Annotated in this window: 29 protein-coding genes; 16 read left to right on the top strand and 13 right to left on the bottom strand. The window is 64.7% G+C overall.

Features of this window, described 5'->3' with window-relative positions; genetic code table 11:
* The first annotated feature begins 3 nt into the window (after nt 1–3).
* From RFM40_RS00980 to RFM40_RS00950, 7 genes are all read left to right on the top strand, one after another.
* The gene (locus tag RFM40_RS00980; protein WP_320224833.1) at nt 4–1,053 is read left to right on the top strand and encodes a flagellar hook-associated family protein; all 1,050 of its coding nucleotides are present in this window, start codon (nt 4–6) and stop codon (nt 1,051–1,053) included.
* Nucleotides 1,054–1,084: 31 nt separating this feature from the next.
* Nucleotides 1,085–1,432: a flagellar biosynthesis regulator FlaF gene (gene flaF, locus RFM40_RS00975; protein ID WP_126092177.1), complete on the top strand. Its 348-nt coding sequence runs from the start codon at nt 1,085–1,087 to the stop codon at nt 1,430–1,432.
* A complete protein-coding gene (gene flbT, locus RFM40_RS00970; RefSeq protein ID WP_320224832.1) occupies nt 1,429–1,866 on the top strand; it encodes a flagellar biosynthesis repressor FlbT in 438 nt (145 codons plus the stop codon). The genes flaF and flbT overlap by 4 nt, the downstream gene beginning before the upstream one ends.
* A gap of 2 nt (nt 1,867–1,868) precedes the next feature.
* Nucleotides 1,869–2,276 carry a flagellar hook assembly protein FlgD gene (flgD, locus tag RFM40_RS00965; protein ID WP_126098093.1) on the top strand — a complete coding sequence of 136 codons (408 nt, stop codon included), beginning with the start codon at nt 1,869–1,871 and terminating at the stop codon, nt 2,274–2,276.
* A gap of 25 nt (nt 2,277–2,301) precedes the next feature.
* On the top strand, nt 2,302–2,568 hold the full coding sequence (gene fliQ / locus RFM40_RS00960) for a flagellar biosynthesis protein FliQ (protein ID WP_027165133.1): 267 nt from the start codon (nt 2,302–2,304) through the stop codon (nt 2,566–2,568).
* Between the two features lie 160 nt (nt 2,569–2,728).
* Nucleotides 2,729–4,594 carry an asparagine synthase (glutamine-hydrolyzing) gene (gene asnB, locus RFM40_RS00955; protein WP_320224831.1) on the top strand — a complete coding sequence of 622 codons (1,866 nt, stop codon included), beginning with the start codon at nt 2,729–2,731 and terminating at the stop codon, nt 4,592–4,594.
* Nucleotides 4,595–4,763: 169 nt separating this feature from the next.
* A complete protein-coding gene (locus RFM40_RS00950; RefSeq protein ID WP_320224830.1) occupies nt 4,764–6,407 on the top strand; it encodes an MFS transporter in 1,644 nt (547 codons plus the stop codon).
* Between the two features lie 23 nt (nt 6,408–6,430).
* On the opposite strand, the gene RFM40_RS00945 is transcribed toward RFM40_RS00950, so the two are convergent.
* The 9 genes from RFM40_RS00945 to RFM40_RS00905 all read right to left on the bottom strand — a co-directional run bounded on the left by RFM40_RS00945 (nt 6,431) and on the right by RFM40_RS00905 (nt 15,741).
* Nucleotides 6,431–6,802: a cupin domain-containing protein gene (locus tag RFM40_RS00945; protein WP_320224829.1), complete on the bottom strand. Its 372-nt coding sequence runs from the start codon at nt 6,800–6,802 to the stop codon at nt 6,431–6,433.
* Between the two features lie 95 nt (nt 6,803–6,897).
* Nucleotides 6,898–8,283: an NAD(P)/FAD-dependent oxidoreductase gene (locus RFM40_RS00940; protein ID WP_320276993.1), complete on the bottom strand. Its 1,386-nt coding sequence runs from the start codon at nt 8,281–8,283 to the stop codon at nt 6,898–6,900.
* Between the two features lie 32 nt (nt 8,284–8,315).
* Nucleotides 8,316–9,431 carry an ABC transporter ATP-binding protein gene (locus RFM40_RS00935; RefSeq protein WP_320224827.1) on the bottom strand — a complete coding sequence of 372 codons (1,116 nt, stop codon included), beginning with the start codon at nt 9,429–9,431 and terminating at the stop codon, nt 8,316–8,318.
* Nucleotides 9,428–10,225: an ABC transporter permease gene (locus RFM40_RS00930; RefSeq protein ID WP_320219677.1), complete on the bottom strand. Its 798-nt coding sequence runs from the start codon at nt 10,223–10,225 to the stop codon at nt 9,428–9,430. Before RFM40_RS00930 ends, RFM40_RS00935 begins: the two co-directional genes overlap by 4 nt.
* Entirely contained in the window at nt 10,225–11,094 is an 870-nt protein-coding gene (locus tag RFM40_RS00925; protein ID WP_320219675.1) for an ABC transporter permease, read from the bottom strand. Before RFM40_RS00925 ends, RFM40_RS00930 begins: the two co-directional genes overlap by 1 nt.
* Nucleotides 11,095–11,116: 22 nt before the next feature.
* Nucleotides 11,117–12,193, bottom strand: coding sequence for an extracellular solute-binding protein (locus RFM40_RS00920; protein ID WP_320276992.1), 1,077 nt, complete (start codon nt 12,191–12,193; stop codon nt 11,117–11,119).
* Between the two features lie 38 nt (nt 12,194–12,231).
* On the bottom strand, nt 12,232–12,900 hold the full coding sequence (locus tag RFM40_RS00915) for a helix-turn-helix domain-containing protein (protein WP_320224824.1): 669 nt from the start codon (nt 12,898–12,900) through the stop codon (nt 12,232–12,234).
* Nucleotides 12,901–13,067: 167 nt separating this feature from the next.
* On the bottom strand, nt 13,068–14,849 hold the full coding sequence (locus RFM40_RS00910) for a chloride channel protein (protein WP_320224823.1): 1,782 nt from the start codon (nt 14,847–14,849) through the stop codon (nt 13,068–13,070).
* A 166-nt stretch (nt 14,850–15,015) separates the two neighbouring features.
* Nucleotides 15,016–15,741 carry an NAD-dependent epimerase/dehydratase family protein gene (locus RFM40_RS00905; RefSeq protein WP_320224822.1) on the bottom strand — a complete coding sequence of 242 codons (726 nt, stop codon included), beginning with the start codon at nt 15,739–15,741 and terminating at the stop codon, nt 15,016–15,018.
* Nucleotides 15,742–15,803: 62 nt separating this feature from the next.
* Between RFM40_RS00905 and RFM40_RS00900 the strand changes: the two genes are divergently transcribed.
* Entirely contained in the window at nt 15,804–16,280 is a 477-nt protein-coding gene (locus tag RFM40_RS00900; RefSeq protein WP_320224821.1) for a MarR family winged helix-turn-helix transcriptional regulator, read from the top strand.
* 57 nt (nt 16,281–16,337) lie between these two features.
* Here the strand turns inward: RFM40_RS00900 and RFM40_RS00895 are convergent, their stop codons facing one another.
* Nucleotides 16,338–16,637 carry a putative quinol monooxygenase gene (locus tag RFM40_RS00895; protein ID WP_320276991.1) on the bottom strand — a complete coding sequence of 100 codons (300 nt, stop codon included), beginning with the start codon at nt 16,635–16,637 and terminating at the stop codon, nt 16,338–16,340.
* A 230-nt stretch (nt 16,638–16,867) separates the two neighbouring features.
* Between RFM40_RS00895 and flhA the strand changes: the two genes are divergently transcribed.
* From flhA to RFM40_RS00880, 3 genes are read left to right on the top strand one after another with little or no spacing between them, the layout of a single operon-like run.
* A complete protein-coding gene (flhA, locus tag RFM40_RS00890; protein ID WP_126098078.1) occupies nt 16,868–18,955 on the top strand; it encodes a flagellar biosynthesis protein FlhA in 2,088 nt (695 codons plus the stop codon).
* Complete coding sequence (gene fliR, locus RFM40_RS00885) at nt 18,952–19,704, top strand: flagellar biosynthetic protein FliR (protein WP_320224819.1); 753 nt, start codon at nt 18,952–18,954, stop codon at nt 19,702–19,704. Before flhA ends, fliR begins: the two co-directional genes overlap by 4 nt.
* Before the next feature lie 4 nt (nt 19,705–19,708).
* A complete protein-coding gene (locus RFM40_RS00880) occupies nt 19,709–20,092 on the top strand; it encodes a hypothetical protein (RefSeq protein ID WP_320276990.1) in 384 nt (127 codons plus the stop codon).
* A gap of 33 nt (nt 20,093–20,125) precedes the next feature.
* Here the strand turns inward: RFM40_RS00880 and RFM40_RS00875 are convergent, their stop codons facing one another.
* Complete coding sequence (locus RFM40_RS00875; RefSeq protein WP_292302700.1) at nt 20,126–20,713, bottom strand: transglutaminase-like cysteine peptidase; 588 nt, start codon at nt 20,711–20,713, stop codon at nt 20,126–20,128.
* A 492-nt stretch (nt 20,714–21,205) separates the two neighbouring features.
* On the opposite strand from RFM40_RS00875, the gene RFM40_RS00870 reads away from it, so the two are divergent.
* The 5 genes from RFM40_RS00870 (at nt 21,206) to RFM40_RS00850 (ending at nt 23,693) form a co-directional block, all read left to right on the top strand.
* Nucleotides 21,206–21,472: a hypothetical protein gene (locus tag RFM40_RS00870; protein WP_320224817.1), complete on the top strand. Its 267-nt coding sequence runs from the start codon at nt 21,206–21,208 to the stop codon at nt 21,470–21,472.
* Between the two features lie 167 nt (nt 21,473–21,639).
* Nucleotides 21,640–22,209: a rod-binding protein gene (locus RFM40_RS00865; protein ID WP_320224816.1), complete on the top strand. Its 570-nt coding sequence runs from the start codon at nt 21,640–21,642 to the stop codon at nt 22,207–22,209.
* 8 nt (nt 22,210–22,217) lie between these two features.
* Nucleotides 22,218–22,640, top strand: a complete 423-nt coding sequence (locus RFM40_RS00860) for a hypothetical protein (protein WP_320224815.1) — start codon at nt 22,218–22,220, stop codon at nt 22,638–22,640.
* 31 nt (nt 22,641–22,671) lie between these two features.
* Nucleotides 22,672–23,193, top strand: coding sequence for a hypothetical protein (locus tag RFM40_RS00855; protein ID WP_320224814.1), 522 nt, complete (start codon nt 22,672–22,674; stop codon nt 23,191–23,193).
* A gap of 215 nt (nt 23,194–23,408) precedes the next feature.
* Nucleotides 23,409–23,693: an SCP2 sterol-binding domain-containing protein gene (locus RFM40_RS00850; RefSeq protein ID WP_320224813.1), complete on the top strand. Its 285-nt coding sequence runs from the start codon at nt 23,409–23,411 to the stop codon at nt 23,691–23,693.
* Nucleotides 23,694–23,742: 49 nt separating this feature from the next.
* Here RFM40_RS00850 and RFM40_RS00845 read toward each other — a convergent pair whose 3' ends face one another.
* Together RFM40_RS00845 and odc2 are read right to left on the bottom strand one after the other, a co-directional pair.
* Nucleotides 23,743–24,297: a GNAT family N-acetyltransferase gene (locus RFM40_RS00845; protein ID WP_430691630.1), complete on the bottom strand. Its 555-nt coding sequence runs from the start codon at nt 24,295–24,297 to the stop codon at nt 23,743–23,745.
* Nucleotides 24,298–24,575: 278 nt separating this feature from the next.
* Nucleotides 24,576–25,709 carry an ornithine/lysine decarboxylase gene (odc2, locus tag RFM40_RS00840; protein ID WP_320219642.1) on the bottom strand — a complete coding sequence of 378 codons (1,134 nt, stop codon included), beginning with the start codon at nt 25,707–25,709 and terminating at the stop codon, nt 24,576–24,578.
* Nucleotides 25,710–25,718: the final 9 nt, after the last annotated feature.

Genomic DNA, 25,718 nt, shown 5'->3' with positions numbered 1-25,718 from the left:
GCCATGAAAGCGACAGCCGTCTCCTCGGCCGCCATCTCCAACGCTCTGCGCTATCAGCAGATGCGCATGCAGGCCGAGCTCGTCAAGGCGACGACGGAATCCCAGACCGGCAAGGTCGCGGATGTCGGCCTGGCGCTTGGCGGGCGCACGACCCAGGCTGTCACCTTCCAGCGCGATCTCGACCGGCTGAACGGGATCATCGATTCCAATTCGCTGGTCGCGGCACGCCTGACATCGACGCAGGATTCGCTTGGCCAGCTCTCCGATGTCGCGCAGGACCTTCTGACGGCGCTGACCAGCGCCGTGTCGGGCGATTCCTCGACCGCAATCACCCAGACCGCCGGCGCCACGGCGCTGCAGCAGATGACGGGTATCCTGAACACCAGCGTCAACGGCGAATATCTGTTTGCCGGCACCAACACCGACGTCAAGCCGATCGACGACTTCAGCGCCGCCGGCTCGCCCGCCAAGGCGGCGTTCGACGCTGCCTTCACCAGCTACTTCGGCTTCGCCCAGAGCGACCCGGCTGCCGCCAACATCACCGCCGCCCAGATGGATGGCTTCATCACCACCAAGGTCGAGCCGCAGTTCCTGGGCGCCGGCTGGCAGACCAACTGGTCGAGCGCCACCGACGACCAGATCACCAGCCGCATTTCGTTGAGCGAGACCACGCAGACCTCGGTCAGCGCCAACGAGCAGGGCATCCGCAAGCTCGCCATGGCGGCCGCCATGGTCAGCACCCTCTTCACCGGCAACATCAGCCAACAGGGGCAGAATACGATCGTCAGCCGCGCGCAGAAGCTGGTCGGCGAAGCCATCGGCGGCATCGTCCAGGTGCGATCCGAAGCCGGCCTCGCCCAGAAGCGCGTATCCGACGCCAGCGACCGCATGAAGACCCAGGTTGATCTGTTCGAGAAGCACATCATCGATCTCGAGGGCGTCGACCCAACGGAGGCCGCCACCCGCGTGGCCGACCTGACGCAGCATATCGAAACGTCCTTCGCCTTGACCGCGCGCCTGCAGCAGCTCAGCCTGTTGAACTATCTCACCTGAACACTTTCACCGGAACGCCAGAGCTCCGACGATGTATCAATTCTCCTACGCCGACATCCAGACCGACTCCGTCGCCGACGCCAAGGACCGGGAGCGGCAGCTGCTCACCCGCTCGATCGACATGCTGGCGGCAGCGGCGGCCGTCGGGCCGGAGTCGATGGAAGCGGTCGAGGCGCTGCACTTCACCAACCGCATCTGGACCACCTTCGTCGAGGATCTCGGCTCCAGCGACAATGCGCTGCCCAAGGAACTGCGCGCCAACCTGATCTCGATCGGCCTGTGGCTGCTGCGCGAGACGGAGGACATCCGGCAGGGCCGCGCCAACAATTTCGAAGGATTGATCGAGGTCTCCCAGATCATCCGGGACGGCATCCAATGACCAACACGCTGAAGATCTCGCTGAAGCCGAACGAGAAGATCTACATCAACGGCGCCGTCATCCGCGTCGACCGCAAGGTCTCGATCGAGCTGATGAACGACGTCCAGTTCCTGCTCGAAAGCCATGTAATCCAGGCGGACCAGGCCTCGACGCCGCTGAGACAACTCTACTTCATCGTGCAGATCATGCTGATGAACCCGTCGGGCGCCTCCGAGGCCCGCGACATGTTCCGCCGCTCGCTGCCGATGTTGATCTCCAGCTTCGACAACCAGGAAATCTGCAGCGGGCTGAAGCAGATCGACCGCATGGTCGGCGAGGATCATATCTATGAGGCGCTGAAGGCGATCCGCGCGCTGTATCCGCTCGAGCGCCAGGCGCTCAACGGCAACGAAGACATTTCCGAAGCGCCGCGCGCGCTGGCTGTAGGAGCATAAGGATGGCCGTGGACATGACAACGACGATCCCGGTTGGCGCCAACCAGGCAAGCCAGCAGACCTCGAAGACCGCCGTCGACTATCAGTCGTTCCTGAAGCTTTTGATCGCCGAGATGAAGAACCAGGATCCGACCAAGCCGATGGACTCGACGCAGTATGTCGCGCAGCTCGCGACCTTCTCGCAGGTCGAGCAGTCGGTCCAGACCAACAGCAAGCTCGACCAGATCATGCAGTCCTCGGCGCTATCGCAGGCGGACGCGCTGATCGGCCGCTCGATCACCTCCGCCGACGGCAAGACCACGGGGACCGTGGCTTCGGTGAAACTCGCCAGCAGCGGCCTGATAGCGGTGCTTCAGGACGGCACCGAAGTCCCCGTCGGCGCGGGCGTATCGATCAAGCCGGCCGCCTAGCCGGTATTTCGTAAGGGGTCTGCCAATGAACGAGGCCGACGCCCTCGATATCGTCCAGTACGCGGTGTGGACGGTGCTTACCGCCTCCGCGCCGGTCGTGCTTGTGGCCATGGCGGTCGGCATCGGCATCGCGCTCATCCAGGCATTGACCCAGATCCAGGAAATCACGCTGACCTTCGTGCCCAAGATCGTCGCCATCATGCTGGTCGTGGCGCTGACCGGGCCGTTCATCGGCAGCCAGATCTCGGCCTTCACCAACGTCATCTTCGAACGCATCGAACACGGCTTCTGATACGAGGCCGGCGCAGGTGTTGAGGCGCTTGGGTACAAGCCGCAAGATCGCTTGCCGCTGTCCCCGTTGCGGCTAGATTGTAAGCCGCGCCCGCTTCGGCGGTGCCTTGGATACGACGGTTTCGAAAAACGATGGATCAGCCAAAGTCGGCCGGCGGGCCATGTGCGGGATAGCCGGCGTCTGGCGAAAGCGCGATCCGATCGGCGCCGGCGATCTTTCCGACATCGCCCGCATGATGCAGGTGCTGGCGCATCGCGGCCCGGACGACCACGACAGCTGGAACAGCGCCAGGCTGGCGCTCGGCCACCGCCGGCTTGCCATCATCGACCCGTCGCCCGCCGCGCGAGAACCGATGCTGACAACCGATGGCCAGGGCGTCCTTTGCTACAATGGCGAGGTCTACAATTACCGCTCGCTGCGCAAGTCGCTGGAAGCCGAAGGCCGCGAGTTCCGCACGGTCTCCGACACCGAGGTGGTGCTCCAGGCCCTGCATCATTGGGGCGCGGAAAAGGCTGTGCCGCTGTTCGACGGCATGTTCGCCTTTGCTTATTTCGATCAACGCGACGGCGCGTTGTGGCTTGCCCGCGACAGGCTTGGCATCAAGCCGATATCCGTGGCCGACACAGGCGAGCGGCTGCTGTTCGCCTCCGAGGACAAGGCGATCCTCGCCTGCCAGGATTTTCCGCGCCGGGTCGACGCGCGCGAGATCACCTTGCGGCTTGCCTGGCAGAGCCGCGATTCCAGCTACAGCATCTTCGAAGGCGTCGAGCGCCTGCCTCCCGCCGGCCTCTGGAAGATCAGCGATGGCGGCATCGAGAAGCGGCGTTTCTGGCATGTGCTCGACGTGCTGGAGACATCGCGCATCGTCAACGACAGGACGTCCGACGCCGGGCAGTTGGCCGCCCTTCAGGCGCTGCTCGAAGAAAGCGTCGAGCTGCACTGCATCGCCGATGCCAGCCTGGCCACCGCCTGCAGCGGCGGTGTCGATTCCGGTCTGATCACCGCGCTCGCCAAGCGCCACAGGCCGGAGATGCACGGCTATGTGGTCGATCCAAAGCTCGGCCGCAGCGAGGCGGAAAACGCCGAGCGGACCGGCCGCCATGTCGGCGTCGACCTGCGCCGCGTGCCTGTCGACCGGAACCAGTTCTTCGAGCTCTGGCCACGCGCGGTCTGGCATCTCGAGAGCGATGGCTGGCATGCCAGTATTGCCGGCCTGCTGGCGCTCGCGGATCAATGCCGCGCCGACGGCGTCAAGGTGCTGCTCACCGGCGAGGGTTCCGACGAGCTGTTCGGCGGCTACAAATGGCAAGCATCGACCATGCGATTGTGGCGTCCGCCGTGGCTTCGGCACTTGTTCCGCTCCAAGTCGGCGCGCGAACGGAAATTCGCCCAGCTTCGCCGGGCGCCGTTCCGCAATTCGATCGGCCGCGGCTCGCCCTGGGATCGCAACATCGTGTTGAGGGCCTTGTCGCCCGAGCTGAACTTTCTGCAGACGAAGCTGTTCGACCGGCTCGACGGCGTCAGCCCGGACAGCGACCGCGCTTTCCTGGCAAGCTGCTTCTACGATCTCTATTCGCATCTGCAGGACCTGCTGCACCGGCATGACCGCCTCAGCATGGCAGCTTCGGTCGAGCTCAGAGTGCCATTCCTCGAAAACCGGCTGATCGATTTCGCCATGCATCTGCCGAGGCGGCACAAATACCGCAACCGGACGAGCAAATGGTTGCTGAAGAAAGTCGCCGAGCGCCATCTGCCGCGCGAAAACATTTCTGCGGCAAAGAACGGCTTCGAGATGTCCGGCGCCTTTTCGGCCGGCACCCAGGGGCTGCTGCGCGGCGGCTTCCTGCGCGACGCCATGAAATGGTCGGCGTCCGAGCTGGACGACCTCATCGATTTGGCGAAAAACCAGGAGCCATCCCGGCTGCGGCTTGTCGGCATGGAAATGTTGCTGAGACTGTATATGGGCAGCGAGACGATGGGCAACCTGACCGAGGCATTGCATGCCGAGTTCAGCGGCGCGAAATGATCAAAAATTTGGTCCAGACCGGCAAGATGCTTGGCTTAAAGCTTCGCCGACGCATTTTCGCCTTTGCCTTCCTGTTGTTGGACCGCGATTCTTGACGGGTCGCCAGCACAGCCGCAACGCGACGACCGGCTTGGCGAGTGGAAGTAGCAGTGAAGGCGGGACAGCGACCATGATCGACGACGAGCCGGAAAGCGAACGCGTCTCGGCGCTGGCGCCGTTCCGGCATGGCATCTTCCGCGCCGTCTGGTCGGCGAGCCTTGTGTCGAATTTCGGCGGCCTGATCCAAGGGGTCGGCGCCGCCTGGATGATGACCACGATCGCCACCTCTTCCTACCAGGTGGCGCTGGTCCAGGCATCGACCACCTTGCCGATCATGCTGTTCGCGCTCATTGCCGGCGCCATCGCCGACAGCTTCAACCGCCGCAAGGTCATGCTGGTCGCGCAGAGCTTCATGCTGGTCGTCTCGGCGCTGCTCACCGTGTTCACCTGGTTCGGCTGGATGACGCCGTGGACGCTGCTTGCCTTCACCTTCCTGATCGACAGCGGCACGGCGCTGAACAGCCCGTCATGGCAGGCCTCGGTCGGCGACATGGTGCCGCGCGCCAAGGTGCCGGCAGCGATCGCGCTGAATTCGATGGGCTTCAACATCACCCGCAGCGTCGGCCCGGCGATCGGTGGCATCATCGTCGCTGCCGCGGGTGCCGCCGCAGCCTTCGCCGCCAACGCCATCAGCTATATCGGCCTGATCGTCGTTTTGTTCCGCTGGAAGCCCGAAGTGCCCGCGCCGACGCTGCCGCGCGAAGCGCTGGGTGCTGCGATGGGCGCCGGCCTGCGCTACGTCGCCATGTCGCCCAACATCGCCAAGGTGCTGGTTCGGGGTTTTGCCTTCGGCTTCAGCGCCGGCGCGGTGCTGGCGCTGCTGCCGCTCGTGGCGCGCGACGTCGTCAAGGGCGATGCCTTGACCTACGGCATCATGCTCGGCGCCTTCGGCATCGGCGCGGTCGGCGGCGCGCTGATCAGCGTGCGGCTGAGGCAACTGCTCTCCAGCGAGACGATGGTGCGCGCTGCCTTCGCCGGCTTCGCGCTCTGCGCCTTCAACGCCGCTGTCAGCCACGATGCCTGGCAGACATCGGCCGGCCTGCTCATCGGCGGCGCCTGCTGGGTGATCGCACTCTCGCATTTCAACGTCACGGTGCAGATGTCGACGCCACGCTGGGTGGTGGGCCGCGTGCTGTCGATCTACCAGACGGCGACCTTCGGCGGCATTGCGCTGGGCAGCTGGATCTGGGGCGTGGTCGCCGACGCCCATGGCGCGGAGACCGCGTTGATGGCGGCTGCCGTCGCCATGTTGGCGGGCGGCGCCATTGGCCTGTTCCTGCCGTTGCCGCAGCAGAAGACGCTCAACCTCGATCCGCTCAACCGGTTCAAGGAGCCGATGCTGGGACTTGACTTGAAGCCGCGCAGCGGCCCGATTGCCATCATGATCGAGTACGTCATCCGCGAGGAGGACGTGCCGGAATTCCTCGCCACCATGGCCGAGCGCGGCCGCATTCGCCGCCGTGACGGCGCCCGCACCTGGACGCTCGCGCGCGATCTCGAAAACCCCGGCATCTGGATCGAGCACTACCACACGCCGACCTGGGTCGAGTACATCCGCCACAACAGGCGCGCCACCTATGCCGATGCCGTGGTCGGCGAGCGCATCCGCGCTCTTCACAGCGGCGAGAACCCGCCGCGCGTGCGCCGGCTGATCGAGCGCCCGACGACCGCCGGCACGACGCTCGTTTCACCCAGGGGGCCGATCGACCACTAACTCGGCACTATCGACCTCGCAGATCAGCCGGCGCTCTGGATCATGTAGAGCTTGCGCGTCGTCTCCCGGATCAGCCATTCGCCCTTCCATCCACGAGGCAGGACGAGAAGATCGCCGGGGCCGAGCTCGCGCATCTCGCCATCGGCGCGGCTGACTTCCGCCCGGCCGGAGATGATGTGGCAAATCTCCGAGGAAAGCGTGCGATCGGCGGTGAAGCGGCCGGGCGTGCATTCCCAGATGCCGATATCGATGGTCCCGTCGGGCGACTGGAAGAACGAGCGCGCAGCCTCGACCTGATCGCCTTCGATGGAGGTCGGCTTGGGCGAGAACGCACCGATATCGGCCTTGGCGAGGTCGTGGAAAGTCGAAAGATCGATCAAGTTGGTGGTCTCCATGATCAGAGCGATTCCAGGAAAAGTGTGAAGCGGTTTTCCGTCTGGAATTGCGTGAAAACAAATAGTTAGAGCGGTTCGGCGAACGACGGACCGCCCTAATGGCCTGTGAGGCTGTCGGCGAGAGCGGCCAGTTTCGAAGTGTGATCCAGCCCTGCGGCTTCGCGCCGATCGGCGATGCGGTAGAGCTGATACATCGAGTGGACGCCAAGCCAGCGGAAGGGCTCCGGCTCCCAGCGCCGTACCTTGCGGTTGACCCAGGGCAGTCGCGTAAGATCCGTCTCATTGCCGAGGATCAGGTCGGCAAGCGTGCGACCCGAAAGGTTGGAGCTCGAGACGCCGAGCCCGACATAGCCGCCAGCCCAGCCGATGCGCGTCCTGGGATCGAGGCCGGCCGTCGTGCACCAGTCGCGCGGCACGCCGAGCACGCCGCACCAGGCATGGTCGATGCGGCATCCCGCCGTCTGCGGCAGAAGCGTCGTCAGGATCGTGTGCAGTTGGTCGATCGTCGCCTGCTGCGTCCGGCCGTTGACGTCGGTGCGCGAGCCGTAGCGGTAAGGCACGCCGCGCCCGCCCATGGTGATGCGCCCCTCGCGCGTGCGCTGGGCATAGCAATAGGCATGCGCGGCATTGCCGAGCAGCTCGTGCCCTTCCCAGCCGATTTCGCGCCAGAGCTCGGGCGACAGCGGCTCGGTGACGATCTGCGCGCTGTTGAGCGCCAGCCAGGTTCGCTCTTCACCCGGAATGCCGGCGGTGAACCCTTCCGTCGCGCGGATGATGGTTTCGGCCCGCACCGTGCCACGGTCGGTGGTCACGCTGCCCTTGGCGATCGCCGTCACCGTCGTCTTTTCGTAGATCGGCACGCCGAGCCGCTCGACCGCTGCCGCCAGCCCGCGCACCAGCTTCGCCGGCTGCACCCGCGCCTGGCCGTGGATGACAAAGCTGCCAAGGACATTTTTGATGTTGATGCGCGCGCGCGTCGTGGCGGCGTCGAGCAGCTCGATGCGTCCGGGGTCGGCGTCCCAGGAGCGGATCGTCTCGCATTCCTCGCGCACGCGCTCGAGCTGCGCCGGATTGGTGGCGACCGTCAGATTGTCCGCGCGGCGGATGTCGGCGTCGATGCCTTCCTCGTTCGCCACGCGGATCACCTCGTCGACGCAGCCCGCCATCGCCTTCTGCATGGCGGTTACGCCTTGCCGGGTCGAGGTCTTCAGATATTTCTCGCGCGACCAGCCGAAGCCGCCCGACAGCCAGCCGCCATTGCGCCCCGAGGCGCCGAAGCCGGCGAATTCGCGTTCGAGAAGCACAATGCGAAGCGAGGGCTTCGCCTTCTTCAGATAGTAGGCGGTCCAAAGCCCTGTGTAGCCAGCGCCGACGATCGCGACATCGGCATCGATGTCGCCGGGCAAAGGCGGCCGCGGCGTGGGAACCGCGCCCAGATCCGCATACCAGAACGAGATGTCGCCGTTGCGCTTGACGTGCATGGGATGATTTCCAGGGAGCAGGTGAGAGAGGATCAGGTGAGCGTCGTGTCGGCGGTGCTGTCGTCGGGCAGAAGCTTGGCGTCGGCGCCGTCGAAGCGGAGCTCGACTTTTTCGCCGAGGCCGAAACTCTCGCCGGTCAACGGCGAGCGCACGATCGCCACCGAGCCGTCGGCGAGCTTCACTTCATATTTCGAGCCCGAGCCGAGATAGATCGCCTCGGCGATCGTTCCCGACAATCGGTTGGCGCCGGCAGCTGTCGCTTGCCCAGGCCGGCGGATGGCGAGTTTTTCAGGCCGCAACAGCATGACGGGATTGGCCTCGCCCGCAAGCCGGCGCGGCGCTGTGACCGTCTCGCCGGCGATGCTCAGCGCGGTGCTGGTGCCGTCACTTTTTGCCTCGCCGCGCAGCACGGTGGAGTCGCCGACAAAGCGGCCGACGAACAGCGTCGCCGGTTCGTCATAGAGCTGACGGCCGGTGCCGACCTGCTCGATGCGTCCGCGATTGAACACGGCGATGCGGTCGGACAGAACCAAGGCCTCTTCCTGGTCGTGCGTGACATAGACGAAGGTGGTGCCGAGCTCGCGGTGGATGCGCTTGATCTCGAGCTGCAGCCATTCGCGCAGCTTCTTGTCGAGCGCGCCGAGCGGCTCGTCCATCAAGAGCAGCGGCGGATCGAAGACGATGGCGCGGGCAAGCGCCACACGCTGCTGTTGGCCGCCCGACAATTCGCTCGGATAGCGGTGCGCGAAGTCGCCCATCTTGACCATGTCGAGCGCCTTGGCCACGCGCAACCTTCGCTGCGCTTGATCGACACCGCGCAGCGTCAGCGGATAGGCGACGTTGCGGCCAACCGTCATATGCGGGAACAGCGCGTAATGCTGGAAGACGACGCCGATGTTGCGCTTGTGCGCTGGCACGCCGACGACGCTTTTTCCTCCGACCAGCAGCTTGCCGTTCGTCACATCGGTGAAGCCGGCGATCACATTGAGCGTCGTCGTCTTGCCCGAGCCGCTTGGCCCCAGCAGCGTCATGAACTCGCCGGGCTCTATCCTGAGCGACACGCCGTCCAGCGCCTTGAACGCGCCATAGGCCTTGGTGACGGATTCGAGGTCGATCGCTGCGCCGCGATTGTCCGGTCTTGGGTTCATAAGCGTCCCTTCCGCCCGCGGCCAAGAAGAAGCATGCCGCCGCCGATCAGGATCGTGGTGGCGCACAAAAGGATCGTGCCGACGGCGGCGACCGTCGGGTCGGCGTCGCGCGTGATCGAGGAGTAAATCTGCACCGGCAGCGTCTTGAGATAGGGGTTGGTGATGAAGAGCGAGACGATGATCTCGTCGAAGGATGTCGCGAAGGCGAAGAGCAGACCGGAGAGGATGCCAGGCAGGATCAGCGGCAGCGTCACCGTCCGGAACGTGGTGATCGCACCGGCGCCGAGGCTCGCCGCCGCCGTCTCCAGCCGCTTGTCGAACACTTCGAGATTGGCCGACACGGCGATCAGCACGAAGGGCAGCGCCAGGATGGTGTGGGCGAGCACGAAGCCGGGCAGCGTGCCGACGAGCTGGGCGTCGAGATAGACGGCATAGATGCCGATGGCCAGAACCACGCCCGGCACCACCATCGGCGTCAGCATCAGCATCCGCAAAAGGTTGGCCGGTCGCGCTTTCATGCGATCGAGCCCGAAGGCGGCGAGCGTGCCGAGCACCGTCGCCAGTACCGCCACCATCGAGGCGACCTTCAGCGAGTTGAGGAAGCTGGTCGACCATTCCGGGTTGGTGACGAAGTTCTGGTACCACTGCCAGGAGAAGCCTTGCGGCGGAAAGGCGAGCGACTTGTTGCCGTTGAACGACATCGGCACGACGACGAGCGTCGGCGCCACCAGCCATATCGCCACCAGCAAGCAGACGAGGCCGAGGATAACGCGGGTGAGCGGCTTCATTTCCATCAGCGCCGCCCCGCTTCCCGGTGCCGCGACCGCATCACCGGCGCTGCGAGCGCAAGCAGCAGGAAGGTCGTGACCAGCAGCACCACGCCCATCGCGCCGCCGCGTCCCCATTGGAGCAGGCTGAGCACCTGGGTCTGCACCAGTGTCGATAGCATGGTCGAGCGCGGGCCGCCGAGCAGCGCCGGCGTGATGTAGAAGCCCAGCGCCAGGATGAAGACGATAATCGCGCCGGCATAGACGCCCGGCAGCGACAGCGGCAGATAGACCGTGAAGAAAGCGCGGGACGGCCGGGCGCCAAGGCTTCGCGCCGCCTGCACCAACCTGAGGTCGATCCCCTTCATTACCGAATAGAGCGGCAGGATCATGAAAGGCAAAAGCACCTGCGCCATGCCGATCACCACGCCGGTCTGGGTGCGGATCAGCCGGATGCCGGTGAAGCCGGCCGACCGGAGCAGCGAATTGATGACACCCGAATCCTGAAGCAGGATCACCCAGGACAAGGTGCGCACCACGCCGCTCACCCAGAACGGGATGAGCACGCAAAGCACCAGCACGAGCCGGACGCGCGGTCCGACCGCGGTCATCAGATAGGCGTAAGGATAAGCGCAGACGATGCAGACCAGCGTCACCCAGGCAGAGATGGAGAAGGTGCGCTGGAGCACCGCGAGATTGACGGGCGTGCCAAAGAACCAGGCGTAGTTCTGCACGCCCCATTCCGGCTCCGACAGACTGCGCAGCACGATCGTGACCAGCGGATAGCCGATCACCGCGGCGAGCAGGACCAGGGCCGGCAGGGTGAGCGCGTACGGCCGCCATGCCCACCCTGCCCGTTTCTCGGCAGCAGGCGTCGTCGGCTCGAGCGCGCTCACGGGCCTTGCCTCCGTCAGCCGGTCAGTTGCCGGCCATCAGCGCGGACCACTTCTCCTGCGCCAGCGGGAAGTTCTCGACCCAGAACTTGATGTTCTGCTTGTAGCCCTGCTTCTGACGCTCGGGCGTGTTGGTCAGGAAGGCGGCGACGGACGAGTCGACCTTGGGCTGCGCGTCGTTGTTGATCGGCGTGTAGGAAGTCTGCTGCGCCAGGATCTCCTGCGACTGCTTGCCGAGATAGGCGTTGAGCAGCGCATAGGCGGCATCCGTATCCTTGACGCCGACGGGGATGGTCATCTGGTCCATCACCACCAGCCAGTCCTGCCAGGCGGGGGCGTATTTGGCGCCGTTCTTGACCGCCGTCATGGCGCGGCCGGTCCACATCATCAGCATGTCGGCTTCGCCGGATTCGGCGAGCTGCTGCGATTCAGCACCGGTCTTCCAATAGATCGTGTCGGGGCCGAGCTTGCGGATCACGTCGATGGCCTTGTCGATATCGCCGGCCGTCATCGCCTTCGGATCGCCGCCCGCCGCTTTCAGGGCCTGCTCGAGCAGGCCGCCGGTCGGATCGCCCGAGCCGTCGAGCCCGCGCACGCCCGGGAACTTTTCAATGTCGAAGAAGTCGGCCCAGCTCTTGGGCGGGTTATCCTTGTACTTCTCCTTGTTGTACATCAGCACGACGCCGTAGTTCATCGCCGGCACCGAGCACTCGCCGACCTGGCCCTCGGGAATCTTCGAGACGTCGAGCTTCGAAAGGTCGAGCTTCTGGAACAGCTTGCCGCAATAGACGTAGGGCGGCAGGTCGGCGGTATCGACGACGTCCCAGGTGACATTGCCGGATTCGACCTGGGCCTGCAGCTTGGCGATCTCGGTCGGGCCGTCATTGAGCAGCTTGACGCCGGACTTGTCGACGAATTCCTTCAGCGCCGCCGCCTGGCCGTCCTGGTAGATACCGCCATAGGAGACCAGCGTCAGGGTCTTGCCCTTCAGCGAGCCCTCCTTCACCTCGCCCGCGACAGGCTTGTCCTGCGCGAAGGCGGCGGTCGTTAGAACGCCGAGCGCCAGCACGGCGCCAATACCTGCAAGTTTCGACTTCAACATAACTGTAACTCTCCCATTGAGGCCCGCGTTTAATCGGACTACCTGGCCGCGAGCGGTTTCCAGGCCTTGTATTGATCGAGCTCGGCGCGCGCCGAGGTCGGCGGCGCGATGATCCACATCACCTCGGCCCGGCCGCTGCCGATGTTCTCGCTGCGATGCGGTGTCGATGTCGCGTATTCGATGCTGTCGCCCTCTTCGAGGACATGGCGTGCGTCGCCGAGGGAGACCTCGACGATGCCGCGAAGGACGACGAGCATCTCGTGCGCGTCGCCATGCGTGTAAAGCGCGGAGCCGGTCGAGCCGCCGATATCGAACTCGCCGACATAGACTTCCATGTCGCTCAAGGGCGGGCGCGAGAGCAGCATCTTGCGGCAGCCGTGGCTGGGCGGAAGGCTTGGCCGCTCGCTGCGCCGAAGGGCGCCGTGATGATTTTTGGCCGTGCTTTCCTCGAACAGCATTGCCACGCTGACACCGAGCGCCGAGGCCATCTGGTTGAGCGAGGCAGTGCTTGCGCCGGTCAGGCCGCGTTCGAGCTGGCTGATGAAGCTGGCGCTTGTCCCTGTCGCCTCCGCGAGATCGCGCAATGACAGCCTGCGGGCAAGACGAAGGCTCTTGAGGCGCATGCCCAGCACCTGATGGGCAAGCGTCGCAGCCGAGCTGGCACTATTTGCCGCCGGAGCCTGGCCGTTATTCGAAGCCTTGGGCATCCTGTTCTCCTCCACTTAACACTTTGTACAGTACCACTGTACAATTGGCAAGCCGCGCGTGGCGCCAGGGCCGCGCCAGTATTTGGGCCAGGCTTGCAAGCTGGAGGGTATGTCTGCAGGAGAAAGGCGCGGCGGCGGATCGACAAGGTGCGCGCGGGGAGGTCTTGCTACCCCTCACCCGAGAGATCCCGCCGCGCCTTGTCGAGCTCCTCGGCGTAGCGCCGCATCAGATGGCTTTCTGTGAGCAGGCCGCGGACGATGCGATCGTCGAAATCTTCAACGACGGCCAGCTCTTCAGCGCCGGCACGCTGGAAGGTCTCTGCTGCGGATTGCACATTCATCGACGGCACCAGCACCGCATCCTTGAACTGGGCAAGCGCCTGCACCGGTGTCTCGCCGTCGGAGAGATCGCTGTGCAGTTCGGGCACCAGCAACACGCCGACGTAATGCTGCCCCTGCTCGACGGCAATAACGCGCTGCGCGGAGCCGAGCGGGATTTCCTTGCGGAACTCGGCAAGCGTCGTCGAGGCATCGATGGTGCGGACGTCCTTGCGCATCATCGAGCCGACATTGAGGCTGCGCATCCAGCCGACATCGTGGGCGCTGCGGATCGTCTCGCCGCGCAGATGGAAGCGCCAGGTCGAGAAGGAGTAGCCGAAGGTCTCGCGCACCAGGATCGCCGACATGATCGAAGCCGCCAGCACCACGCCGGTGAGCGTCAGATCGCGGGTCGATTCCAGCGCCAGGAAAGTCATGGTCAGCGGACCGCCCACGACACCGACGGCCAGCGAGGTCATGCCGACGACCGCGGCGACCGCCGGATCGATGCCCGTTGTCGGCGCGGCCATCGCCATGACGCCGGCAAAGACCTTGCCGAGAAGTGCTCCCAGAAACAACGAGGCAAAGAACAGGCCGCCGCGGAATCCGGACCCGAGCGAGATCGCCGAAGCCGCCAGCTTCATCACGAAGACGCTCGCCACCACGGCGAGCCCGTAATTCATCGCGAACTCTCGGTGCAGCGCGCCATGGCCGCTCGACAGAACCTGCGGCGTGACCAGCCCGAGCAGCCCGACGAGGATGCCGCCGATAAACGGCCGGAGCGAAGCATCGATCGACAGCCGCGCGAAACCGCGCTCGATCAGACTGACCAGGTTCATGATGGCGATCGAGGCGGCGCCGCCAAGCAGCCCCAGCAGCAGGAACGGCACGTACTGGCTGGCGGTCAGCGTCGGCAGGCCGGAAAGCTCCAGCGGAAACGGCACGCCGCCGAACATCTCCGCCGTCAGCGAGGCCGAAATCGCCGCCGTCATGACCGGCGCGACATTGGCCACCGAGTAGATGCCGATGACCAGCTCGAAGCCGTAGAAGGCGCCGGTCAGCGGCGCGTCGAAGGCGGCCGCGATAGCGCCCGCGGCGCCGCAGCCGACAAGGATGCGGACGTCGTTGCGGCGCAGCCGGAAGGCGCGCGCCAGCCGCGAGGCGATGCCGGAGCCGATCTGCGTATAGCCGGCTTCCAAGCCGACCGAAGCGCCGAAGCCGCTGGAGATCATGGTCTGGCCGACGATGATGAAAGTATCGGTCAGTGACATCCGCCCGCCATAAAGCGCGTTGGCCTCGATCGGGTCGACAGGCGTGCGGAATTTTCGCCTGCGCAGCCAGATCACCGAAAGGCCGAGCACAAGGCCGCCGATCGCCGGAAACATCGCCTGCACCGGACTTGCCAGCGAAAACATCGCCGAGAGCCGCCCGCCCGGCTGCACGTCGAAGAGCAGAAAGTGCAGGCCTTGCACCAACTCGCTCATGCCGGTGACCAGCGCGCCCGCGATGATCCCGACGAGGCCCGCCATCAGCACGATGACGATGCCCCGCGCTTCGAGCACGGGGATCGAATTGATCAGCACGGCGCGAAGCCGGCGGGCGTAGACTTGCGGGTCGTTTCTGGCAGGCAACGGAGCGGCTCGCCGGATATGCGAAGGATGGTATGCTGCCGTGCGTGATACGCGCGGCGGCATCGCGAGGCAACCGCAATGCCCACCGCTTGTGGCGCCATTTTGGCGCTGCGTCGATTAGCGAAGCTTGGAGCACCTCACTTATCGCAGCGATGGCCGGTCGCACTCACTCGGGCAGGCGGAAGTCGGCGCGGCAGCCGAGCTCGCTGACGGCCTTCCCGGTCGTCACGTAAGAACTCGGCTCCGCGACATTGAAGGCGCCCCGCGATCCTCGCTCGACGGCAAGCAGCGCCGCATAAGCCGCAGCATCGACATGCACGGCCGGATCGGCGGCGGTTTCCGCTCCGGTGCCAGGCCCATAGAGATGCCCGTAGCGCAGCACGATGCCTGTCATGGGCGCTTCGAGAACCTGCCGTTCGAGCGCTATCACGCCGCCGACGCTGATGCCGCGGCTGCCCTCTGCGCCGCTGTCGAGCGGATCGGATTCGGCATGCGGCTCGGGTCCAGGCGCATAGACCCAGGCGATGCTTTGCGCGATCAGGCGCCTGGCGCCGGCCGACTTCGCGGCCTCGACCAGATTGCGGGTTCCCTCGTCGCGAATGCGGGCGTTTCCGATGATCGCTTCGCCCATCCTGGCCGGGTCGAGTCCGGGCGGCAGGTCGGTGAGCTGATGGATAACGATCTCAGGCTTTGCCGCCGCGACCGCGGTGCGCAAGCCACCGGCATCGAACACGTCGACAACCACCGGCTCGGCGCCGAGCGCGCGGAGGTCTTCGGTCTTCGCGGCCCGGCGAGAAGTCGCCGTCACCTGGTGGCCGGCAACGACCAGTTGCGGGATCAGGCAGCGGCCGATCGCGCCGGAACCACCGGCAAGAAAGATTCGATAGCCCATCGTCTTCTATTCCATCTCGCGATAATATCAGAGTTCGAACAACATATAAGAGCTCTGATATCATGCGCAAGGGGATTCAAAAACCGTCCATTCCAGCCCCCGGAGAAGGCAAGCGCGGCGAGGAAGGCTATCTCGGCTACCTGTTGCGACAGGCTGCGGGCGCGTACAGGCTGCGGGTCGAGCGGGCATTAGACGACTTCGGCGTGACGCAGGCGCAGTTCGCGACGCTGACCATGCTGTCGGCCTATCCCGGCATATCCAATGCCGACCTCGCCCGGCTCGCGGTGCTCACGCCGCAGACTGTCAGTCTGATCGTCGGCAATCTGGAAAAGGCAGGCTCACTCGTGCGCAGGCCCCACGCAGTGCACGGCCGCATTCAGCACCTCGATCTCAGCGACAGCGGGCGTGCCTTGCTGAAGAAATGCCGCGAGCGGGTGCAGAAGCTTGAACGCGAGCTGACGGCCGGACTGTCCGCGAGCGAGGAGCGCGCAGTCCGCCGCTGGCTGGTCGGCGTCGCCACGGCGGACGCGACCGGTTAGAGCAATTCCAGGAAAAGTGTGAGCGGTTTTCCGTCCGGAATTGCGTCAGAACAAGCTCTATGTCGCAATGCCCTCGCACGCTTCGTAGAGAGTGAGCTTCCGATCACCGATGCCTTGTTCTGCCCAGCTCGCGCGCCATTCGGCGATGTGGCCTGACTTGAAGTGCACGTCGAGCGCGGCGCGATCCCGCCAAGCTTCTGAAACATGGATCAAGCCAGGATCGAGCACGTCCTGCGCGTAGGAATACCCGAGGCAGCCGGGTTCGGCGCGGCTGGCCGTGATCATCCGCTCCATAGCCGGCCTGGCCTGGTTGAGTTTGTCCGGCGGCACCCGAACCGTGCCGATGATCAGGAGCATGCGATTTCCTTTTCGCAAATGCATGTCGCCCAAAAGTGCGCAGCGGTTTTGGGGAAACGACATGCATCAAAACAAAGACTTAAAGCGCGTCGCCTGAATCCGTACTGGCCTCGACGCGCTTTAAGGCCGGGATGAGATCCCGTAGCCCCTGTCCCACCCTCGCGCAAGCTTGGCCGGCTACGGTCGGGGGGCCTGCCTTTGCGCTGGGCAAATGCGGATTCGAGGACGACATGGCGATCAGCGAAACAATCCCGTCCGGCGTGGTGGCCAAGAACGGCCGCGACGTCTTCTTCGCGCTCGGCATCGTCGTCATCCTGGCGGTGCTGTTCCTGCCGATCCCCGCCTTCCTGATCGACATCGGCCTCGCCTTCTCGATCGCGCTCTCGGTGCTGATCCTGATGGTGGCGCTGTGGATCCAGCGGCCGCTCGATTTCTCGTCCTTCCCGACAGTGCTGCTGATCGCCACCATGCTGCGGCTCTCGCTCAACATCGCCACCACGCGCATGATCCTGTCGCACGGCAATGAAGGCACGCATGCCGCAGGCTATGTCATCTCAGGCTTCTCGAAGCTGGTGATGTCGAGCGACTTCGTCATCGGCCTCATCGTCTTCATGATCCTGATCGTGGTGAACTTCATCGTCATCACCAAGGGCGCGACCCGCATAGCCGAGGTCGGCGCGCGCTTCACCCTCGACGCCATCCCCGGCAAGCAGATGTCGATCGACGCCGACCTGTCCGCCGGTATGATCGACGAGAAGACGGCGCAGCTCCGCCGCCGTGAGCTGGAAGAGGAATCCTCCTTCTTCGGCTCGATGGACGGCGCCTCGAAATTCGTGCGCGGCGATGCGATCGCCGGCCTCATCATCACCGCCATCAACATCGTCGGCGGCATCGCCATCGGCTATCTGCGCCATGGCATGGGCCTTGGCCAGGCCGCCGACGTCTTCATCAAGCTGTCGGTCGGCGACGGCCTCGTCACCCAGATCCCGGCCCTCATCGTTTCGCTCGCCGCCGGCATGCTGGTCTCCAAGGGCGGCACCCGCGGCTCGGCCAACCAGGCGGTTTTCGGCCAGCTCGGCGCGCATCCGCGCGCGCTCTATGTCGCCGGCTCGCTGCTCGTCATCCTCGGCCTGATGCCCGGCCTGCCGCTGTTCCCGTTCTTCGCGCTCGCCGGCGCCATGGCCGGCCTCGGTTACGTCATCCCGCTGCGCCAAAATCGCGAGTTGGCCGCCGCGGAGGCGCTGAAGAACCAGGAGAAGGCGAACAAGGCCGAAGAGGAGAAGAATTCGGTCAAGGCATCTTTGGCCACCGCCGAGATCGAGCTCCTGATCGGCAAGCAGCTTTCGACCCGGCTGCTGGTCGCGCATCAGGAGCTGGTGTTCCGCATGTCGAAGATGCGCAAGAAATTCGCCCAGCAATACGGCTTCGTGGTGCCGGAGGTGCGCGTCGCCGACGACTTCGCCATTCCGCCCAAGAGCTACCAGATCAAGGTCCACGGCACCGTCGTCGCCGAATACCAGATGCGCGTCGGCGAGGTCATGGTGCTGCTCGGCACGCGCGGCGTGCCTGACATCCCCGGCGAGGAGATCCGCGAGCCGGCCTTCGGCATGCGCGCCTATTCGGTGCTGGAAACCTTCGCCGAGGATTTGAAGCGCGAGAACTACACCTTCGCCGACAACATGTCGGTGCTGCTCACCCACCTCTCCGAGGTCATCCGCAACAACCTGCCGCAGCTTCTGTCCTACAAGGACATGAAGGCGCTGCTCGAGCGGCTGGATCCCGAATACCGCAAGCTCGCCGACGAGATCTGCACCTCGCACATCTCCTATCCGGGCCTGCAGGCGGTGTTGAAGCTTCTGCTTGCCGAGCGCGTCTCGATCCGCAACCTGCATTTGATCATCGAGGCCATCGCCGAGATCGCGCCGCATGTGCGCCGCACCGAGCAGATCGTCGAGCATGTGCGCATCCGCATGGCGCAGCAGATCTGCGGCGACCTTTCCGAGGGCGGCATGCTCAAGGTGCTGCGCCTCGGCAATCGCTGGGACCTTGCCTTCCACCAGAGCCTCAAGCGCGACGCCAAGGGCGAGGTGCGCGAGTTCGACATCGATCCGCGCCAGCTCGAGGAGTTCGGCCAGGACGCGACCAAGGCGATCCGCAAGCATCTCGAGGCTGGAGAGCGCTTCGTGCTGGTCACCGCGCCCGACGCGCGACCCTATGTGCGCATGATCATCGAGCGGCTGTTCACTACGCTGCCGGTGCTCAGTCATGTCGAGATAGCCAAGGGCGTCGAGATCAAGGTGCTCGGAACGATCTCGTGAACGCGCTCTCGCAAGGCGTCGTCATCGCCGCCTTCCTCGCCTTCTGCCGTATCGGCGCCTGCTTCATGCTGATGCCCGGCCTGTCGAGCACCCGCGTGCCGATACAGGTTCGCCTGTTCGTGTCGGTAGCCGCTACCGGCGGCCTGCTTGCCTTCCTGTGGGACCGCATCTACCCTTATGTCGATCCGCGCCCGCAGATCCTTGCGCCGATGATCGTCTCCGAGCTTCTGGTCGGCGGTCTGATCGGCGCCATGACCAGGCTCTACATGGAAGCGCTGCGCTTCATGGGTTCGGCCATCGCCATGATGATCGGCTATGGCGGCTCAGGCGGCCCGGCGATCGAGGAGCCGGAGCCTCAGGCGGCGCTCGCCGCCATCATCTCGTTCTCGGCGCTGCTCCTGCTTTTCGTCTTCGACTTCGACCATGAGATCGTCAGGGCGCTGGTCGCCTCCTACACGGTTGCTCCGGTCAATGTGTTCTTCAATCCGCAGGCAGCCCTTGTCGACGTCACCGACACCGTATCGGATGCCTTCTTTCTGGTGATCCGGCTCGGCAGTCCTTTCGTCGCCTACGCCATACTGGTCAACCTGACGATCGGCTTCGTCAACAAGCTGACGCCGCAGATCCCGGTCTATTTCATCTCGCTGCCCTTCGTCATCGCCGGCGGGCTGATCATCTTCTACTTTGCCATCGGCACCTTGCTGTCGCTGTTCGTCGACGGCTTCGTCGATCTCACGCTGGCGAGGTAGCGCAATGACCTCACGCAAGGATCGGCTGAAGAAACTGGTCAAGGTGCAGGAGCAATTGAAGGCGCTCCACGAAACCCGTCATGCCGGCTTCCTCTCCGCGGCCGCGGCGGCTGTATCGGAAGCGAAGGAACTCGTCGGGCATTTCGATGCCGACAGTTCGCTGGCCGGCCTGTTCCCGGAGCTTTACCATCGCCGCATCGCCAATGCGCTCGCCCGGCAGAAACAGAACCTTGAGAGCGCCCGGCAGGAGGCGGCGCTGATCGCCACCGCGACGGCACGCACCAATATGGTCGAGCGCGCCTATAAGGACGTCCGCCGGCGCGACGAGCGCGAACGCTCAGACCGTGAGCGGCTGGACCTCATCGCCCAGAAGCGGGGACATGAGTAGCGGTGGATCCGCCGCGAGGCGAACCGGGCGGCGTCAGGTGCCGGTCGCCGTCGTGCCAACCGGCTTGGCGGCCCCGATCCGTTCCCAGCGTCTGCCATTCCCCTGCGCCTGCCGGGCGAAATAGCTGTAGGGCGTGCTGGACCAGTCACGGACCGAGTTGGTGAGGTTGTCGAGCACCAGGTCGCCCTCATTGGTGCGCACCGTTAATACGGTGTGCCCCTCGCCGTGATAGCTTGCCACGGTCAACAGTAGCGCCGAGGCCGGCCAGCCGCGCTTCATCAGCTCGAGTTTCTTCAGGATCGCAATATCTTCGCAATCGCCGGACACCGTTGGCACGCGCCAGTCGTCATCCTTGCCGACAACGGCTCGATCGCTGAGCTCGGTAATGCGTGAATTGACCGAACGGTTCACCTGCTTCAATTGCGCGCTGAGCCCAGACCGCAAGGTGACGACCTTTGTTCCGCCGGCCGTGCTGCACAGGCCGGGTTGGCGGCTGCAGAACGAATAGAAGGCCGGCGGTGCGAACCCCTTGCCTCTGGTTTCCATGGTCGTTCCGGCCTGGGCGGCAAATGGGCAGGCAACCGACAACAGAAATGCGATCAGCGCGACATCGCGTTTCACGATCTACGTCTCCGATATTTGGCTTCCTAGGGTGAGCGGGGCGGGTTAATGAGCGGTTTCTAAGGGGCACAATTCGAGCCTGGGCGAGGCAACGCCGTTAAAATATTAATACGCTCTAAAATAAGATTTGAGCTTATGCCGAAGCGGCGGAGGAGGCTTGCGTGCTCTTGAAAGGGAGCGAGGCGGCCGAAACTTCGGAGTGGCTCGGCTTCAGCCCCACGTCTACGCCGGTCCATCTGCTTTCAACGCAAAATACCACGTGTGTGGCGGCCCTTTACCACGTTGCCCACCACGCTCGCTAAAACGCCCCGCCTCTATCCCTAAGATCGACAGCGCACGACGACACCCAAGACGATCGTGCGCTGAAGCGCCTGTTGCCGCCGTTCCGAAGGACCGCGGCTGACAGGTTTGGCTAAGCGCCTGAAAAAAAGGCTTTATCGGCGCGGTGCAGGCACGGCGCCGGACTTCAACCTTTAGAGATGGAGAATTGAAATGAAGATCATTCTTGCCACTGTTGCCCTTCTGTCTGCCTCCGGCATGGCCTTCGCCGGCAGCGACAACTACGGCTCGGGCTACATCCCCGGCTCCGATTCCTATCCGAGCACCGGTCGCGACGCGATGGCGTCCGATAACGCCTACACGCTCGATCTGGGCAGCACGCACAGCGTCGGCACGGTTCGCAGTGAATCGGCGGTGGGCGGGAATTCCGCCTTCGATATCCCCGCGGCGGGCTATGGCCAGGGGATCTGGGGCCATTGACGACGAGGTCGGCCGCCAAGGGCGGCATGCGACTCCCAGGCGGCGGCTCGCCCGCCGCCTGGGATCGGACTGCAATCTGCATTCCGCATCGCTCCTCCCGCAAGCCTGCCACAAGCTTGTTGAGTCATTGTGCAACTAACAAAACTCGGCAAAAAGGCAGTGCTTTCTTGGCTATTTCTCCCCCCAGCGACATCGTGATGGATGTTGCCCGCGCAGCGGAGCCGGCCGATGTCGAGGCGGCGCGAGCGGCGCTTGCAAGGCGGGCCGGCAGGGCTTCAGGCACGTTTTCGATCGACCAGACTGCCTCCGTCGATGCCGGCTCCGTGCTGTCGCGCGCCACCGCCGACAAAGCCGAGGCGGCGAACCCAGAGAAAAAATTCCAGCGCTTCGAGGCGATGGTGCTGACGACTTTCATCCAGAACATGATGCCCAAGGACACCGAAGGCGTTTATGGCAAGGGGCTGGCCGGCGACATGTGGAAGTCACAGCTTGCCGAAAAGGTGGCCGATGCCATGGCCGCGCACGGCGGCATCGGCATCGCGAAATCAATGCTTGCCGACCACTATCTGGACGGCAAGCACAAGGTGTCGGTCGGGCCCGTTGGGGGCGGACCGGAGAAAGCCGAGATCGACCGGCAGACCAGGCTTTCGACCTCGATGATCGAGGAGCTTGAGCGCAAAGCCGCCCGGTCGATGACCGGCGACGACACAACCATAAAAACGGACATCAAGATCTAGGGACTTACATGGCCGACCAAACGGACCTTTTCAATCTGCCTGCACGGACCATCGCCACGGAACCGCCGACCGCGCCTGCGCGGCCTGGTAACCTCGCCGCCATCATCGGCCGTATCGAGGAAGCGGTGGACGAGGAAACGGCGGGCATCCGCAGCGGAACCGACTACGACCTCAAGGCCTCGAATGCCCGCAAGAGCCGCTATCTCTACGAACTGACCCGCGCCCTGAAGGGTGCCAATGAGATCGAGTTCCTCGAGCAGCATCGTGAGGGGCTGGCGCGGCTGCGCCAGAAGCTGGCGAAGAACGAGGCGGCGATACTTGCCCATCTCAACGCCGTCAACGAGGTCGCCACGTTGCTGAAGAACGCCATCCAGCGCGCCGATACCGACGGCACCTATTCGGCCGGCGAGTTCGGATACGCCCGGGCTTGAATGGGATGACAATGGCGCAAGGAAGGATCCGGTGATCAAGTTCATCGCCGCAGCGCTTTGGATCTGCGCCGTGACGCTCGGTGCGGTGTTCTATTCCTTCCAGGCAGCGGGCGAGCGCGGCGTCGGCGAGCCGCCGAAGCCGATGCTGGGCGGGCTCGATTACGTCAAGACCGATATCATTTCGGTGCCGCTCGTCCGCGGTGCCAAGATCGGCGGCTACTTCCTGACCAAGCTCGTCTACACGGTGGAACCGGATCAGATAAAGAAACTGTCGATCCCGGCGTCGGCGCTGATCACCGACCAGGTCTATTCCTACCTCTACGCCAATCCGCAGATCGATTTCACCAAGAAGGAGACGATCGATCTCGATGCTTTCCGCAAGGCTATCCGCGACACCGTCAACGCCCGCGTCGGCGTCGAGCTGGTGCATGACGTGCTGATCGACCAGGTCAACTTCCTGTCCAAGGACGAAATCCGCGACAACGCCATCCGCCGTCGCAAGAATGCCGGCGAGACCGCGCAGGAAATGACCAAGGCTTTCAAGCAGCATTGATCGCCTGCCCGAGATTCTCTGGCCACAGTTTCCTCAGCCCGACGTGATGCGCCATGCCGCATGGTTGCCACCATGCCGCATGGCGACCACGTTGACGTAAACGTCAACTGGAAGCTATATGCGCCAGTGGCTGTCGCCGCGCTCCTGCGCGACGCGGCCTCGCCCAGCGGCTAAGGCTGGTGCGCGTCAAACGCAACCAAACGAGGAGAACCGCCATGGGCGTTCAAGAGATTGCCGACCGGATCAAGTCGCGCGTGGCAAGCGCGGGCTTCGAGCACTCGGTCAAGTTCGACACTGGCAGCGACGGCGTCATCGTCATCGACGGCGCGACCGTCTCGACCGCCGATGCCCCGGCCGACTGCACGATCAGGCTCTCGCTCGACGATCTCGACTCGCTGATTGCCGGTGACCTCAACCCGACCATGGCCTTCATGGCCGGCAAGCTGAAGGTCGAAGGCGACATGACGGTCGCCATGGCGCTCAGCCAGTTGCTCGGCTGACAGACTGCCACTTGTAGGACCGACACGGCGCCGCATCAGCTTTCAATGATCAAACGAAATCGAGCGCCTTGACCTTGCGGCCGGCGGCCTTGATCGTGCCCTTTGCGCCGTCGAGCGCGCCTTCCTTCAGCTCCAGCGCCAGCAGCCGGTGCCGCTCATACGGGCCGGGCATGGCCAGCGAACCCGTGCGGCCGGCGGAGAAGCCGAAGCGACCGTAGTAAGGCGCGTCGCCGACGAGCAGGATCGCGTCATGGCCAAGCCGCGCGGCCTCGGCGACCGCGTGCCGCATCAGCGCCGAACCGATGCCGCCGCTCTTCAATCCCGGCTCGACCGCCAGCGGGCCGAGCAGGAGCGCGGCCGGGCCGTTCTCGCCCAGCGTCACATCCCACAGCCGAACCGTGCCGACGACCGCGCCCGAGGGATCGCGCGCGACAAAGGCCAGGCCTTCCGACGGCCGGCGGCCGCGCCGCAGCTTCTCGGACGACTTCTTCCTGCGCTTCGGCCCCATGGCACGGTCGAGCAAGGCTTCGCGCGCCTCAATGTCTCCGGCGGCTTCGGCGACGATCGCAAACGCGCGGGCTATCTCCCCCCTCGAGGGGGAGATGTCGCCAAAGGCGACAGAGGGGGTCGCCGCGCGTGAAGCGCCGGCCCCTTCCGCCACGAGTGACGACGCAGGCGATCTATGCGAGACGACCCCCTCTGGCCGCTGCGCGGCCATCTCCCCCTCAAGGGGGGAGATTACGCGGCGAGCGGCGCCCTCAACGATAAAATCTGCAATGTCCATTTCCGCGATCCTTCACGAGCGGAGATCTGTTCCACAAGCGAGCCCGGGTGGGCGACAGGCGCCCACCTGGGATGATCTGAGCGGTCCTTGCGAACCGGTCAGATCACGTAGGATCGGAGAGGCTCGAAGCCGTTGAAGGCGACCGCCGAGTAGGTGGTCGTGTAAGCGCCGGTGCCTTCGATCAGCACCTCGTCGCCGATGGTCAGCGACAAAGGCAGCGGATAAGGCGTCTTCTCGTAGAGCACGTCGGCCGAATCGCAGGTCGGGCCGGCGAGCACGCAGGGCGCGGTCTCCGAGCCGTCATGGCGAGTGACGATCGGATAGCGGATCGCCTCGTCCATGGTCTCGGCGAGGCCGCCGAACTTGCCGATGTCGAGGAACACCCAGCGCACATTGTCGTTGTCGGCCTTCTTCGAGATCAGCACGACTTCCGACTTGATGACGCCGGCATTGCCGACCATGCCGCGGCCCGGCTCGATGATCGTCTCGGGCAGCGCGTTACCGAAATGCTTGCGCAGCGCCGAGAAGATCGCACGGCCATAGGCCTGTGCCGCCGGCACGTCCTTCAGGTAACGGGTCGGGAAACCGCCGCCCATGTTGACCATCTTGAGCACAATGCCTTCCTCGGCGAGCGTCGCGAACACCTTCTTGGCGTCGCCCAGCGCGCGGTCCCAGGCCGTGAGGTCCGTCTGCTGCGAGCCGACATGGAACGACACGCCATAGGCGTCGAGGCCGAGGGCCTTGGCATGGCGCAGCACGTCGACGGCCATCGCCGGCACGCAGCCGAACTTGCGCGACAGCGGCCATTCGGCGCCCTCGCCGTCGGTGAGCACGCGGCAGAACACGCGCGAGCCGGGGGCGGCGCGGGCGATCTTCTCGACCTCCTCGACGCAGTCCACCGCGTAGAGGCGGATGCCGAGCTGATAGGCGCGCGCTATGTCGCGCTCCTTCTTGATGGTGTTGCCGAAGGAAATGCGGTCCGCCGGCGCGCCGGCGTCCATCGCCATCTCAACCTCGGCAACCGATGCGGTGTCGAAGGACGAGCCCATCGCAGCAAGCAGGCGCAGGATTTCCGGCGCCGGGTTTGCTTTCACCGCATAGTAGATCCTGGAATCGGGCAACGCCTTCTCGAAGGCGCGGAAATTGTCGCGCACGACATCGAGATCGACAACCAGGCACGGGCCGTTCGGACGTCGGGTGGCGAGGAAGTCGAGGATGCGCTGGGTAGCCATCGGGTTTCT

This window comes from Mesorhizobium captivum, from assembly GCF_033977165.1.
Classification (GTDB): domain Bacteria; phylum Pseudomonadota; class Alphaproteobacteria; order Rhizobiales; family Rhizobiaceae; genus Mesorhizobium; species Mesorhizobium captivum.
This window is presented reverse-complemented; position numbering and strand designations above follow the sequence as displayed.

Bases quoted from the DNA above. Each gene is read 5' to 3' on its own strand.
- RFM40_RS00980 (WP_320224833.1), top strand. From the start codon at position 4: ATGAAAGCGACAGCCGTCTCCTCGGCCGCCATCTCCAACGCTCTGCGC.
- flaF (WP_126092177.1), top strand. From the start codon at position 1,085: ATGTATCAATTCTCCTACGCCGACATCCAGACCGACTCCGTCGCCGAC.
- flbT (WP_320224832.1), top strand. From the start codon at position 1,429: ATGACCAACACGCTGAAGATCTCGCTGAAGCCGAACGAGAAGATCTAC.
- flgD (WP_126098093.1), top strand. From the start codon at position 1,869: ATGGCCGTGGACATGACAACGACGATCCCGGTTGGCGCCAACCAGGCA.
- fliQ (WP_027165133.1), top strand. From the start codon at position 2,302: ATGAACGAGGCCGACGCCCTCGATATCGTCCAGTACGCGGTGTGGACG.
- asnB (WP_320224831.1), top strand. From the start codon at position 2,729: ATGTGCGGGATAGCCGGCGTCTGGCGAAAGCGCGATCCGATCGGCGCC.
- RFM40_RS00950 (WP_320224830.1), top strand. From the start codon at position 4,764: ATGATCGACGACGAGCCGGAAAGCGAACGCGTCTCGGCGCTGGCGCCG.
- RFM40_RS00945 (WP_320224829.1), bottom strand. From the start codon at position 6,802: ATGGAGACCACCAACTTGATCGATCTTTCGACTTTCCACGACCTCGCC.
- RFM40_RS00940 (WP_320276993.1), bottom strand. From the start codon at position 8,283: ATGCACGTCAAGCGCAACGGCGACATCTCGTTCTGGTATGCGGATCTG.
- RFM40_RS00935 (WP_320224827.1), bottom strand. From the start codon at position 9,431: ATGAACCCAAGACCGGACAATCGCGGCGCAGCGATCGACCTCGAATCC.
- RFM40_RS00930 (WP_320219677.1), bottom strand. From the start codon at position 10,225: ATGGAAATGAAGCCGCTCACCCGCGTTATCCTCGGCCTCGTCTGCTTG.
- RFM40_RS00920 (WP_320276992.1), bottom strand. From the start codon at position 12,193: ATGTTGAAGTCGAAACTTGCAGGTATTGGCGCCGTGCTGGCGCTCGGC.
- RFM40_RS00915 (WP_320224824.1), bottom strand. From the start codon at position 12,900: ATGCCCAAGGCTTCGAATAACGGCCAGGCTCCGGCGGCAAATAGTGCC.
- RFM40_RS00905 (WP_320224822.1), bottom strand. From the start codon at position 15,741: ATGGGCTATCGAATCTTTCTTGCCGGTGGTTCCGGCGCGATCGGCCGC.
- RFM40_RS00900 (WP_320224821.1), top strand. From the start codon at position 15,804: ATGCGCAAGGGGATTCAAAAACCGTCCATTCCAGCCCCCGGAGAAGGC.
- RFM40_RS00895 (WP_320276991.1), bottom strand. From the start codon at position 16,637: ATGCTCCTGATCATCGGCACGGTTCGGGTGCCGCCGGACAAACTCAAC.
- flhA (WP_126098078.1), top strand. From the start codon at position 16,868: ATGGCGATCAGCGAAACAATCCCGTCCGGCGTGGTGGCCAAGAACGGC.
- RFM40_RS00880 (WP_320276990.1), top strand. From the start codon at position 19,709: ATGACCTCACGCAAGGATCGGCTGAAGAAACTGGTCAAGGTGCAGGAG.
- RFM40_RS00870 (WP_320224817.1), top strand. From the start codon at position 21,206: ATGAAGATCATTCTTGCCACTGTTGCCCTTCTGTCTGCCTCCGGCATG.
- RFM40_RS00860 (WP_320224815.1), top strand. From the start codon at position 22,218: ATGGCCGACCAAACGGACCTTTTCAATCTGCCTGCACGGACCATCGCC.
- RFM40_RS00850 (WP_320224813.1), top strand. From the start codon at position 23,409: ATGGGCGTTCAAGAGATTGCCGACCGGATCAAGTCGCGCGTGGCAAGC.
- odc2 (WP_320219642.1), bottom strand. From the start codon at position 25,709: ATGGCTACCCAGCGCATCCTCGACTTCCTCGCCACCCGACGTCCGAAC.